The sequence below is a fragment of the Pseudomonas sp. BS-2016 genome, assembly GCF_001806145.1.
Lineage (GTDB): Bacteria > Pseudomonadota > Gammaproteobacteria > Pseudomonadales > Pseudomonadaceae > Aquipseudomonas > Aquipseudomonas lundensis.
Window position 1 is genome coordinate 248881 of record NZ_MLCT01000019.1, and the last position, 12708, is coordinate 261588.

Annotated in this window: 11 protein-coding genes and 2 pseudogenes; 8 read left to right on the plus strand and 5 right to left on the minus strand. The window is 52.8% G+C overall.

What is annotated here, in order from left to right; all coding sequences use genetic code 11:
• Nucleotide 1 precedes the first annotated feature (1 nt).
• Nucleotides 2–562, plus strand: coding sequence for a hypothetical protein (locus tag BKD70_RS11510; protein WP_047276888.1), 561 nt, complete (start codon nt 2–4; stop codon nt 560–562).
• Nucleotides 563–938: 376 nt separating this feature from the next.
• Here BKD70_RS11510 and BKD70_RS25645 read toward each other — a convergent pair whose 3' ends face one another.
• Entirely contained in the window at nt 939–2048 is a 1110-nt protein-coding gene (locus BKD70_RS25645; protein ID WP_080960367.1) for a tetratricopeptide repeat protein, read from the minus strand.
• 236 nt (nt 2049–2284) lie between these two features.
• Between BKD70_RS25645 and BKD70_RS11520 the strand changes: the two genes are divergently transcribed.
• From BKD70_RS11520 to BKD70_RS11530, 3 genes are all read left to right on the plus strand, one after another.
• Nucleotides 2285–3610, plus strand: a complete 1326-nt coding sequence (locus tag BKD70_RS11520; RefSeq protein ID WP_047276886.1) for a hypothetical protein — start codon at nt 2285–2287, stop codon at nt 3608–3610.
• Nucleotides 3611–4084: 474 nt separating this feature from the next.
• Nucleotides 4085–5743 (plus strand): hypothetical protein, encoded by a 1659-nt coding sequence (locus BKD70_RS11525; RefSeq protein WP_047276885.1) that lies wholly within the window; start codon nt 4085–4087, stop codon nt 5741–5743.
• A gap of 3 nt (nt 5744–5746) precedes the next feature.
• Complete coding sequence (locus BKD70_RS11530; protein ID WP_047276883.1) at nt 5747–6766, plus strand: hypothetical protein; 1020 nt, start codon at nt 5747–5749, stop codon at nt 6764–6766.
• A gap of 260 nt (nt 6767–7026) precedes the next feature.
• Here the strand turns inward: BKD70_RS11530 and BKD70_RS24220 are convergent.
• The 3 genes and pseudogenes from BKD70_RS24220 to BKD70_RS11550 all read right to left on the minus strand — a co-directional run bounded on the left by BKD70_RS24220 (nt 7027) and on the right by BKD70_RS11550 (nt 9653).
• Nucleotides 7027–8189, minus strand: a protein-coding gene (locus BKD70_RS24220; RefSeq protein ID WP_087148787.1) for an IS3 family transposase whose coding sequence is annotated in 2 segments (ribosomal slippage) — nt 7027–7934 and nt 7934–8189 — 1164 coding nt in all. Because the reading frame shifts where the segments join, the coding sequence is not laid out codon by codon here.
• 616 nt (nt 8190–8805) lie between these two features.
• Nucleotides 8806–8985, minus strand: a pseudogene (locus tag BKD70_RS11545) (serine recombinase); the annotation flags it as partial.
• 182 nt (nt 8986–9167) lie between these two features.
• Nucleotides 9168–9653, minus strand: coding sequence for an Lrp/AsnC family transcriptional regulator (locus tag BKD70_RS11550; RefSeq protein ID WP_047276878.1), 486 nt, complete (start codon nt 9651–9653; stop codon nt 9168–9170).
• Nucleotides 9654–9873: 220 nt separating this feature from the next.
• On the opposite strand from BKD70_RS11550, the gene BKD70_RS11555 reads away from it, so the two are divergent.
• The 4 genes from BKD70_RS11555 (at nt 9874) to BKD70_RS11570 (ending at nt 12261) form a co-directional block, all read left to right on the plus strand.
• The gene (locus tag BKD70_RS11555) at nt 9874–10278 is read left to right on the plus strand and encodes a Dabb family protein (RefSeq protein ID WP_047276877.1); all 405 of its coding nucleotides are present in this window, start codon (nt 9874–9876) and stop codon (nt 10276–10278) included.
• Nucleotides 10268–10684, plus strand: a complete 417-nt coding sequence (locus BKD70_RS11560) for a DUF2000 domain-containing protein (protein WP_047276874.1) — start codon at nt 10268–10270, stop codon at nt 10682–10684. The genes BKD70_RS11555 and BKD70_RS11560 overlap by 11 nt, the downstream gene beginning before the upstream one ends.
• Nucleotides 10685–10779: 95 nt before the next feature.
• Nucleotides 10780–11580, plus strand: a complete 801-nt coding sequence (locus BKD70_RS11565; protein WP_052892193.1) for an ornithine cyclodeaminase family protein — start codon at nt 10780–10782, stop codon at nt 11578–11580.
• A 60-nt stretch (nt 11581–11640) separates the two neighbouring features.
• A complete protein-coding gene (locus tag BKD70_RS11570; protein WP_047276872.1) occupies nt 11641–12261 on the plus strand; it encodes a LysE family translocator in 621 nt (206 codons plus the stop codon).
• Nucleotides 12262–12288: 27 nt separating this feature from the next.
• Here the strand turns inward: BKD70_RS11570 and BKD70_RS25340 are convergent.
• Nucleotides 12289–12581, minus strand: a pseudogene (locus BKD70_RS25340) (transcriptional regulator); the annotation flags it as partial.
• Nucleotides 12582–12708 lie beyond the last annotated feature (127 nt).

Sequence of the window (12708 nt, forward strand, 5' to 3'; positions counted from 1 at the left end):
GATGACTTATGAACCTCGTCTAATTAATCTTGAATTTCGTTTGCAATGCATTGAGGACGCTCTCGGTAGCGCGACGAAACATAAGGTTCAGTTTAAATACGTTACTGATTTGGCCAAATATTTAGCTGTGGTGATTACCGAGCGGGAAAAATTTGAATCTCGTTCGTCCACTGGGTGTGCTTATACTACCTTATTGACTCGGCCTATTTATCGGGGGCTTCTCGATCAATGGATGGGTAAGGGTGTTAAGGCTGAGAAAGTTGATCGGGAGATAGAGGAACGTCTTCGATATGATTTGCTCAAGTTAGGGCGGCAGTACAAATTATTAGAGAGTAAGCTGCTAAAGTTTCAGAAACACCAACGTCAGGCCGACACCGTAACAATTCTTTCACCTAGCGAAAGTATTGGTTTTCGTGTGGCTGAGCTACTCTTGGAATATTTTAAAGAGTTCTACGTCGTAGATGAAGGCGACTTGGTCGAGCCAACGGTACTCCGTAGGATGATTGTTCCTCGCTCCCTGTATCAAAAATACCTGGACTGGCGCGAAGGTGGGAATAATTGATCCTCGTTTTCGTGAGTGCTGAACCTCGGCTTCCACCTACCAAGTGATCTCTAGAGAGTGTAGCTAGGGGGGGTATTCGTTTTGCTTGCGCGACTACTGCACACTAGGTCGTTGTCTCAACCCTCAACCCTCAATCACAAATCTCAGTAGCTGAATATGTGTCTTGAGCTTTGGAATCCAGGACATGAGCAGACTAGGGTTAGATTTTTCTCTTCAGCTGGTCACTACCTCAGTCACCACTTATTTTTAATCTTCCTTGGGTGTCTTCGGGCGTTTGGTAGCTGTATTGCATGCAAACGAATGCAAATCGGCAGACTCCTGATTTTTTGGGGCGCGTTCTGCCTACATCGCTGAGGCAAGCTATATCCTTGTAGATCTAGGAGAACCCTTCATCCCCAAAATCGTCATGCAACGGCAAGCTACCAAATCTGCCATCTGAATCTCTAAAATGGGCACCGAGGTTTTCTCCCTGGTAATTGGCGTTGGAAACCAGGTTAGCTTGTGCGTGAGAATGAGCGGGCCGGTAGGGCTCTTCTCTTGAGTCGTTCGCCGCTACCCACCCTGTACCGTCGCATTTTGTGCATCCACCCCGGACTCCTCCGTCTCCTCCACACCTCGGACAGAGGCATTCCCTTCGGGAGCGAGCTAATGATGGCAAAACTGATGTAATAGATGGACCCGACGTTCGCGAGGTAATAACTGGCTGAGGCTGCGGTTTGACGATGCGCGCAGGTCTACGTTTCTTGTGAGTTCCACGCTTTGGCTTATCTGGCCGATTCCCGTGCATCTCGCTCATGTGAGCGGTCATTACCGAATATCTGATTGTCATACCGCACTTCGGGCATTTCACCGTCTCAGGTTTTGGCTTCTGAGATGCCTCAAGATATCGGCTTAAGGCAAGGGCGCGGGTATGGACCTGATCCTGTACTGCTTTCGCGAGTGTCCGATCCAGCTTTGCCCGAGAAAGCGCCTTCAAGTACCAAAGAACGGCCTGATCCATGCTGCGTTGGCAGCCCCGGCCTTCTTCCAGGTTGATAGCTATAGCGAGTTGAGCTGGCGCATAGCCCCTGTCAGCCGCCTTGCGGTACCACCGGTTAGCTTCCATTGAGTTTTGCGGCACGCCTAAGCCGTTATCGAAGCAGTAGGCCAAGTTATACTCGGCAAGCATGAAACCCTGTTTAGCGGCTTGCAGGTACCAATAGACGGCTCGTTTCTCGTCTCGGACGACACCCGTCCCATTGTCATAGCAACAACCGAGATTAAATTGCGCGGCCCTATGACCCCGCTCAGCAGCTGCCTTTAACAAGATTGCGGCCAATGCCGCATTAGGCTTTTGACTGCTTTCGCTAGCGTATTCGGTAGCCAAGCCGAATTGTGCGTCGGCGCTCAGCATCCTGTGAAGAACGAAAAAATCCGCCATTGCTCTCCACTCCCGATGGCCTCCTTGATCAAACTGATCAGAACTGCATTCTGACGGTAGCACCATTGGCGGATGTTCACGAACTCCAGTTTTTTAACTCAAGATTAATGTCATTACCGGCGTGGTGATCGGGATTAACTGCATCGACAAGTAGGTTTACGTCGACCAGCTTTCCGGAAATCAATAGGGCGGCGGCGCAAGATTGGATTAGATGTCTGGCTTTTTGCTATCAATGCAGGTCGACACGCAGTTACATTATGGTTCTAGCCACTTTTCTGCATTGAAACAGGATTTCAAACGTAATGGGATGGGATATGGAAGTCCGGTATGGGTTTCATGGCGTGGGCCAAGGTTTATTCAGTTCGGGAAGCATTCGTCTGCTTTCGCAGTCTGGTGATTGTGAGTTCAATTGGGTCTACGATTGTGGAACTGGTTCGGAGCAGCGTTATCTCGACAGCTCGCTAAACGGCTTGGAACGTAGCATCCCGACGTCCGGAGGACGGCGACCCTACCTTGACCTGGTCACCATTTCCCACTTCGATACGGATCACATCAGCGGCCTTGTGAAGTTGCTGGCGCGCTTCGATGTTGGTGATCTTCTGTTACCGTACGTGCCCCTTTGGCAACGGCTTGTTATTGCCTTTCACGCCCACCGAGCTCACCGCTCACAATTGACGAGATTTCTGGTGAGTCCAGTTGCATTCATCACCGAAGTTCCAGAAGCCAACGTCAAACGTATTTTGTTCGTTTCAGGCGGGCCTTCTGCTGCTGAGCCACTTCTAGAACGGGACGCCTCGCCCCGACGACCCCCACCAGCAGCAGATGAAAGGGATGCAACCCCCCAAGGCTCTGGTTCCATTCCCGTCAAGGTTGATACCGAGGATTTGAGGGGGCTCGGTGATGCGGATGACAAAAGATTTGATAGCGAAAACATGGCAGGGGCAGCAGGGAAACGAACAAGCGTAGCATTCATGACCCACGGAACAGGGATCATGCTTGCAGGGTGTTGGGAGTTTTTGCCATACAACGATGCGCAGTTGGCACCGATGGCTTCTCAGGCATTTCGTGATCAGGTTTCTCATCTTCGCGGCAAACTGCTTGGTGGTGTAAAAGCCGTTACTACCCGTGCATTGAAGGATTTAAAGGCTCTGTATGCGAAAGAATTTAACTTCGAGGGCCAGAAAGAGAACCAGAACCTAATCTCGCTGTTTCTCTACGGCGGACCGATAGGACCGAAATCGGACGAATTTTGGATGTGGGGTTCCGTAGCAGTTAGGCCACCGTCCCCTTGGAGGCTACGTGGGCCGATTTCGGTGTGCAGTGTGCTCTACACCGGTGATGGTTACCTCAATACTCCAGCACGGTTTGAAAAGATGCAGGCCTTTCTAAGCTCTCACCGCGTGAAAAATCTCGCGCTCCTACAGGTGATGCATCATGGGGCTAAGGCAAATTGGCACGCCGGGTTGGCCGGTAAAATAAAGCCGATATTCAGCGTGTTTAGTTCCAATCCTCTTCACAGGGGATACCGCCATCCACACACTGAAGTGTCCAACGACTTTGCTTCCTATAGGCCGCTGCAAGCGAGTAAAGGTTCGGCCGTGAACATTGCGCTTGATCTGTGGTTTTGATAGGTAAATGTTGAGTCTGCCATGCGTACCGAACTTGCATTGGATGTTATTGAAAAAACTCTATATTGAGCCTTAGACTGCTCACCATCGCCGCGATGGTGAGTGGTCCCCGAGCAACCACGGTCAAGAAGTCGCTTCCTTGATTGATCAGCTCAAAGGGTTTCTTAACCATCTCTCTCCAAATCCCTGCTGACCATAACCTATTGCCTGGGGCGATACGGTGCTACGCGCCCTGGTTTTTGGAGAGATAAATGTCGACTCTAGATCTTCTGTGCGCAACACGTGACAACTACGTTTTGGCTGATCGTCCAAGTGACGGTCAGGCGCCGGCATTCGTTCTTCGTTGGGCCACCTTAAGCGGTAACGGATCCGCAACCATCTATAAGCCTTATTGTAAGGGGGTATTGATAGTGGCTTAATGATGTTGCCGTATCGCTGCTCCAATTAATCCCCCCTCTTGACAAGGATGCCTCCATGCCAACCCGGCTGACTGAAGAAGTTGACCTGCTTCTTAAAGCCAACTTAGACGCGCTACTTGGCTCGGTAGTGGAAGAAGATCAGCGCATCCTGCGCCCTCTGGAGTCTCCTCGATCCGAGCGCGAGGCATTGAAAAATAAACGTTTGCAGGAGCTGCTCGGCCGCTGCCGTGAAGAGGCCTTGCAAAATGTGGTGGGCCCATTTGGCCTGACGCCTGCAATGTTTTCGGATATCAATGGTGGCAACGTCACCACCCAGCACAACGCGAACCTTGATATCTACGCCAAGGGATCGGAGCGTTACAACCGGAAGAAGGATTATGACTACACAGCCGCCAAAAAGCAGAAGCTCAAAGAGGCTTTTGATAGTGGCCAAATGAATTCCCAGACCTTCACCGATGCTTACACAGGTGCAGCAGCACAGACCAAGCGAGTGAACGAAAAGGGCAAGGTTGTGATGAATGCTGAGTTGGACCACACCATCCCGCTTAAGCAGGCGCATCGAGAGGGTGCTTGGATGAAATCTTCCGAGCATCGCAAGAAGCTGGCTTCAGAAAAAGACAACCTGCACTACACCACCTTCGAGAACAATCGCGCAAAAAGCCACAAAGCCGCCGAAGCGACTCTGTCCACCAAGAATGGCTACGACGAATCCCTCACCCGACCGATTATCGACAAAGCCCGTAAAGCAATCGATGGTCACTTGCCTGGCACCGGTGAGCGCGTGCGTTACCACGGCAAGGATCTGGGCCTTACTGGAGCCAAAGAGTTTGGCAAGACCGGATTACGGCGTGCCATGGGCGTGCTGCTATTCGAAGTGGTCAACGGTAGCTTTGTCGAGGTGCACAAGGTGGTGAGCCAGCGCGACAGCGAAGAGAAACTACTCGACCGAGTACTTGCAGCTATCGAACGAGTGCTCAAGCGGGTGCAAGGCAAGTTTAAAGATGCTTTCAATGCGTTCTTCGAGGGTGGTTTGCAAGGACTGATCAGCAATCTACTCACCTTCTTAATTAACAATCTGATCACGACATCGGCAAAGGTGGTGACGATCATTCGTGAGGGTATGCAGAAGCTTTTCGAGGCGATGAAGCTGCTGCTCTGGCCACCAGAGAACATGCCCGGGTCAGAGGTCGCCCGTGCAGTCAGCAAAAGTCTGGCTGGCTTGTTCACTCTAGGTGCGGGAATGCTTTGGGAGCAGTCAATCAATGCTTTCATCTTGGGTATTCCTGTACTCGCGCCGATTGCCGGGATGATTGCGCCAGTGCTTACCGGACTGATGACCGGGCTGGCCAATGCTCTGTTGATGTATGGCATCGATTCTCTGATCGACTGGATGCTAGACAAGGGCACCGATTTTATCAGTGCGCAGATCAATGCTCTGGAGGCAAGCGCTGAGCTTGCTGAGCGAATGATTGCCCAAGTTGAGGTGCAGTTCGAGATTTCTGCGCGCTACCGTGAGATGGCCCGGACCAACGAACAGATCAACGCGCAGTTCAATAGAGCGGGACAGGCCACCGATGTATCGATTGCCCACGCATTTGCGACGGTGCAGTCCCAAGATGCCACGATGGAGGTGTTGGTCCAAGCCATCGATGCCAAGAAGCATTTAAATGAGCGATTGGGTTCGTTGCTTCAGCAGTTCAAAAAGGAAAAGTAACGAATGTCCAACGTCATAGCCCAACTCGCCGACATGGTACCGAGTGATGATCTACTGGCGCAGATCGATATTGCCGAGGTATATGAAAAGTTTCACCACACATTCAAGCAGTTGGATGACTTCAAGAAAATTCGTGACGAGCATGAGCGGCGCGGATTTTTAGGTCGTATGTTTAATCGTAGCGAACTGAAGGACGCGCAGCTGGATGCGCAGGAAGTTCAGGCAGAGTTCTCTAAAACTTTGGCGCAACTGATGGTAATCAGTTCGTTGCAATCGCAGCAATTGACCAAGCAGCAGGAGCTGATTCAACAGCAACAGAAAGATCTGGAGGCAAAGGCTTTGGAGCTGGCTCGGCAAAACGGTCGATTGGAGCAGCATCAGGCGGTTATTCGAGATCAATCCAACAAGCTTCGCATTTACGTGACCGATTTGCTTGATGTGCAAGGGCTTACGGGTGAGCACGGTGAGATGCTTATCCAAATCGCTCAGGAGGTGATGACGACTCGGGACTCGTTGCTGGCTGACTTCGACAGACGCATGGAAGCGACACGGGACCTTCTTGAAAACCAGCACGAGCTATCCCGGCAGTTGCAGGAATCTCATGCTACTAGGGCAAAGCAACAGTTGGCGGAATTGCGCAGTGAGATGGATTTACGGCTTGAAGATCTTCAACAGAAGCTACAGCAGCAGATACTTAGCCGCATTGAAGCGCAGCGTGTCGATGAAGAGCAGCAGGTAGCGCGGCTTAGGGCTACTTTGGACATGCAAGGTCAGATACAGCGAGCATTACGTACCGAATTAGAGGAAAACAAGGTCATTCATACGGCCACGCTGGAAGCGTTGCGCAGCGAACAACAGGCCAGTGAGGCGCGCTTGAGCTGGATGCTGCGCAAACAGCTGGCAGGACTATGCGGTCTGGCGTTAGCGTGCGCGTTGGGGATTGGTGGCGTTTATCAACTGGGTAGGTCTGTGACAGCAGTCGTGCCTCCCGTTACTGAGACGCATAGCTCAGCTTCAAATTAGGCGATAGAACCTGAGATACTTTGACGGGATAAGCTGGGGCCGCGGTGCTTCAAAGTGTTACCAAGAAATAGAGGCATAACAGGAAACAGGACCGAGTGAAGCCTTGTGCAGAGAGTACGCCAATCGCCTATAGATCATTCACTCTGAGTTCACTACTGACACTGGCATGAGGTGTCGACTCAAAGTATCCGTCCGGCCAAGTCATCTGCTCAGCCCCGCAAAGCCACGACATGGTGTGTACTTAAAGTGGAATGTAGTGGTCAACTAATCCCGGACACGACGTTAAGTTTTTTCTCGGCCTGAGCCGGCGTTAGCCCGCCATTAAATTGATGAGGCCGTATCCAGTTGTAGCGATGCATCAAATAATGACTGATGTCTCGTTGTGCCTGCTGAACCGACATATAACCCACTGAAGGTATCCACTCGGTTTTCAAGCTGCGAAATACTCGCTCCATCGGCGAGTTGTCGTAGCAATTGCCCCGGCGACTCATGCTCTGGCTGATGCGGTACCGCCACAGACGCTGACGGAAGTGGCGACTTCCATATTGCGATCCCTGATCCGAATGAAACAGCAGCCCTTGAGGCTTCCCGCGTTGCTCATAGGCCATATCCAGTGCTTTGGTGACCAAGTCAGCATCCGGGTTTCCTGATAACGCCCAGCCCACTATCCGGCGAGCATAGAGATCCATAACCACGGCCAGGTAGTGCCATTTCCCTTGCGCCCAGATGTAGGTGATGTCACCGCACCAAACCTTGTTTGGCTCGGGAACATCGAATTTACGATTCAGTGTATTTGGAATGTCAGGCCGCTCGACCGTTGCTTTTTTGTAGGCATGCGAGCCAGGCTGCTTGCTGATCAACCCCAGTTCCCGCATCAAGCCTCGCACCTTGAAACGCCCGATCTGCTCGCCATCATCCTGCATCATCGACACGATACTTCGGCTGCCAGCAGCGTTTCGGCTCTGGGTGAACAGTTCGTTGACTCGACTGCGTAATCGAATTCTCTCAACGCCCGGAGAACGCCGCCTGAGGTGATGGGCGTAGTAAGTCGAACGGGTGATTTCGAACACCTCGCACAAGCAGTCAACAGGTTCATGGGCGCTTAGCTGATGGATCAGTGCGAACGCTCGAGATCTTCCGACATCAAGAGCGCGGTAGCCTTTTTTAATATCGATTTCTCTCGTTCAAGACGGGCGATTCGGGCTTCCAGTTCCTGGATCTTTTGCTGCTCTGGGGTGAGCGCCTTGCTCTGCGGGGTGACGCCTGTGCGTTCCTGCAGAAGCTGACTGACCCAACGGCGCAGGGCCGACTCGCCAATGCCGAGTGAACGACTGGCTTCGATGCAGCTGTAATTTTGTTTGAGTACGAGGTCAGCAGCCTCGCGTTTGAATTCAGCGGAAAAGACACGACGTTGCTTGGTCATCTGACACCTCGATATGGCGAGCATTCTCGCCTAAATGAGTGTCCGGTTTCATTAGACCACTACAGAAACCACTCTGGCCTATTTAAGCGGGGCCCTCATGAATCCAAGACGCTCTTACAAAATGTCAAGCTCAAGTCATCCAGGAATGTGCTCAGCCTGACGCCTCAGTTGCCGGCGTCGCTATCCTGAAAGTTTCTACCCTGTTCGCGCGCGTGCATCTGAATGCACGTAAAGCGGTCAGATTGGATTCAATCAAATTCATATAGATCAAGAGTTTAGAGAGGGGCATGAATTTTCGATACGGGTATGGCTCCGGATAAGAGTTCGAACCCCGCCTGGGACACCATATTTCACAAGGCTCTAACGTTAAACGCGGTTTTCACAGTTTGCTTTGTGTGTGCAAGGTGGGTGCGTTTGATAGGTGAGGCCTTCTTGGGTGGCTACTCCGCGCGCTCAGTTTGCAAAGAATTGGCACGCCTAGCGAAGTCATCTCATGCATAAAACCCTCTATTCCCATCACCGATGAGCTTGAGCTTCTCATTCAAGCCATTGGCGACTCATTTACTGACGACTCTCCTCTTTACATGGGTCATGACCACTGGACATTCCCAGGCCTCACCCGCTTGTGCAGCTCCTCATCTACCGGTCGCCCCTGATACTTGCCTGCAGCTTTCGCCTTCTCAATGCCCTGAGCCTGACGCTGCTCATAATCCTTGCGCGCGATCGCGGCCATTATTTCCATTCGCATTGAGTTGATCGCCCCCAGCATCCGGCGGGTGAATTCGTCCCCCTTAACGCTGGACAAGCTGCTGTGTCAGCTGTCATCCGCCTTGTTCTTGTCCTCCCGGATCATGGTTTGCACCCTGATCCGGGGATGGCTGGCCAAGGGCTCTCACTCATCGATGAACGCGAAGCCCTGCCTTTGCGCTCATATGTTCATGATCGTCCTGAAGGTGAACCCAATGGTGGGGCGTCGCGCTAGATGTCTTGGGCGCTTTTAACCGGGAAAGAGACAAAGGGTTTTATTTCTTTCAATACGAACATGCTCTGCATCTCTTTGATACCCGGCAATCGTCTGACGACTGACATGGCGAAATCGGCAAAAGAGTCCAGATCACGGGCGACCACTTGCAGCAAGAAGTCGGCGTCGCCGCCGATGCTGTAGCAGGCTACAACGTCTTCGAGGAGCAGGACTTGCTCCTCGAACTTTTTGGCTTCTGCCTCGCTGTGGTGACCAATGCTGATACGCACAAACACCATGACCCCTAAACCGATCTTGCGTCGGTCCAGTACCGCGCGGTACCCCTGAATGTAGCGGTGCTCTTCGAGTTGGCGCACGCGGCGCCAGCAGGGGGACGCAGACATGCCGATCTGATCGGCCAAGGTCTGGTTGGTGATCCGGCCGTCCTGTTGCAAGGCCGTAAGAATGCGCACATCTGTAGTGGTTAGCACCGGCGTGGTCATAAATTCCAACTCCCTGTCATCAGGCGCAAGATTCTACCCAAATCGATTCGTGCGGCAATCAAAATAGAAATAATTATTCTGCTTAAAGGTTTAGTATTTTTTAACGCCTTAATCGTCAACTTGCACGCACACCTTGAATAATTTTCGTGGTGAGGGTTAACCCTTGCTTATATAAAAATAACAGCGATGTGCGCCGTGGGGTGCATGTTCAGGGGATTGCATGATTCTTCATTTGGTGTTTTTCAAGTTTATTGAGCCGTATCAATGGGGTGATGAAGAAGTTATTGATGCTGAATTAACGACCCGCCAACACCCTTTACATATTGATGAGATTCGGGGTTGGGCCTGTGGGCGCAATATAAGTGAGCGCGCACAGGCTATGGATTTTGTGGTCATGGGGTTGTTTGAAGATCACGCACACTTGTCCGCTTACTTGATACACCCGGATCATATGTGTGGCGTGCATAAGTGGCGGCGTATTGCGACGTGGTCGGTGGTGGATAGTGAAGTGGACAGCCAAACCTCCAGTTTTTCCGGGTGGTTGGCCGGGGGCGTGGGTGGCCATATAAAACAGTGGGATATTTTGAAAAGCCGGCAAGTCCAGGGAGAGACACATGAAGTTTGATGCGGCCATTCACAAGTGCGTCATTGTTGTCGACAAGGCCCTGGGGCATGCAGCCAATGCCATCAGTGTGATCGGGGTCAGTTTCGGGGGGGCGATCGAAGGCTTGGTAGGTCCTGATCTGCACAGCCGTGATGGTATTAACTACCCCGGTGTCATTTACGCACCGTTGCCTATTCTGGTGTCTGACAATGCGTTGTTGCACAGCCTGCAAGAAAAGGCACTGGCGGATGAAGGCGTGCATGTGATGCCGTTTAGTGCGTTGGCGCAGTCCTGCAAAACCTATGAGGAATATGAGTCGCGTATTTCCGAGGCTGACAGTCCGGCCATTGAGTTAGTTGCCATTGGCCTGGTGGGGCCGAAAAAGTTAATCAGTAAGTTGACCGGCAATCTCGCGCTCTTCAAATAACAAGGAGGTTATGTGTAAGCATTATTCAAGCCTGAACGTTTAGATCTGGCGCACGCGGTGAACGTCACATTGTGGGGGTGATAGGCCCTACTGAATTGCATTCTGCGTACATCAAGTCCGGCCCCTATCAGGGCTTCGGCCTGAAGTCCGTGGTGGTCAAGTTGGGCGAGGCTGCCAAAGGCCCGTCGCACAGTGGCAGTGTGTTGATCTATGACGAACCCGGTGCGTCACCCGTGGTGGCCGTGGATGCCGGTGCAATCACGCAGATTCGCACCGCGTCAGCTTCGGCCTATGCCACCGAGTTGCTGGCGCATCGCCAGGCTTCACGCCTCGCAATACTCGGCACCGGGTGGCAAGCACGTGCTCACGTGTTGGCCATGCAAAGCGTAGGGCCAATCAAGCACGTTTCAATTTGGGGCCGTAACCCGCGAGCCACCCGTGAATTGGGCCAATGGATCCAGAGCACCTGCGATCTGCCGGTGAGCGTATGCGCCAGCGCCGCAGAGGCGGTCCATGACCGCGACATTGTGTGCCTGAACACGGCCGCCAGGTCACCGATTATCAGGCGCAGTGATCTACCCAGGCACTGCCACGTCAATGCAATCGGCTCATCGGCGCTGGGGTTTCAGGAGCTGCATGAGGATGTGTATCAAGACAGCCTTCTGTTCACCGATTGCAATCAGTCGGTGTTGGCCGCCAGTGAATGCGTGATCAAAGCGGTCAACCAAGGCGTTTTGAACCCGCAGGGCGTGGGCGCTGAAATCGGTGCTGTGCCGACTGATCGACTGTGGTGGGCGGAAGGGGGCGTCACACTCTTCAAGTCCGTAGGGTTGGCGGTGCAGGACCTGGTGTTTTCTCGTGAGGTAATCCGCCAGTGGCTCGCCTCATCGGGCTGAGGAAACAGACCGGTTTGAGCCCTGGCCCTACGTAAAATTTATGTCCCGAGGGGGAACGCTATGCTCGATTTGACACAGGTACTCACCTACAGCGCGGCATTAGGTATCGCCGCAGCCATTCCGGGGCCAGGCATGGCTGCACTGGTGGCCAGAAGTGTCAGTGGCGGTGCACTGACCGGGTTTTGTTTGTTGTTGGGTTTGATTCTGGGGGATTTGACGTACCTGTCATTTGCCGTGTTTGGTCTGGCGATGATCGCTGAGCACTTTAACGAGCTGTTCCAATTGGTACGTTGGGGGGCTGCGCTGTATCTGTTCTATCTGGCCTGGCAATTCTGGTTTGCCGATCATCAGGCGATTGAAGTCGGTAAGCCTGTGAAGCGTAAAGAACTGCTGTCAGCGGCGGTCTCAGGTTTGACCATCACCTTGGGCAATCCTAAAACCATTGCGTTTTACCTGGCCTTGCTGCCGTTGGTGATCAACCTTGAAACCGTATCACTGGCGACGTGGGGGTTGATGCTGGTGCCGTTAACGGTGCTGGTGCTGTTGAGTGTCGGGGCACTGTTTGTTTTGGGTGCGGTGCGTATTCGTCACCTGTTGTCGAGCCTGCGCGCGCAACAGCGATTGTTTCGTGGTGCGGCCGCGATCATGGTGGCAGCCGGTGCGGCCATGCTGGTTCGCTAAGGGGCGTGACTGACTGGCCTGCCCAGACGCTCGGCGCAGGGTGTGCCGCGTGTGCGGGTCAGCCGGTATCAGGTGCTCGATGCGCAAGGAGGTCACCGTGACATCCTGCGGCCTGCCAAATGCTGTGAAGGTCGACAGGAAGTTCAGCTTGCCCTGTTGAGAGTTGACCCGCGTTATCACCCACGGTGGCAGCTCATCGCTCAACACGTCCGGCATGGCAGGGGCGGGCAGTTGCTCCGGCAGGTGCGCCAATTCGCGATTGCCAAGGCTTTACGCGCAGCCCTTTGTCAGGCAACACGCCTGATTTCAGAGGCATTGATCCTAGTTTCGCGACATGCCCACAGATTTGCCTGATCAGGTCTTTCACGTAGCTGCCGCTGGAGCTGAGTGCCCCATATTTCGGATATCTTTTCGGAAATACCCTACATCCGATATGCCCCCCTTCGC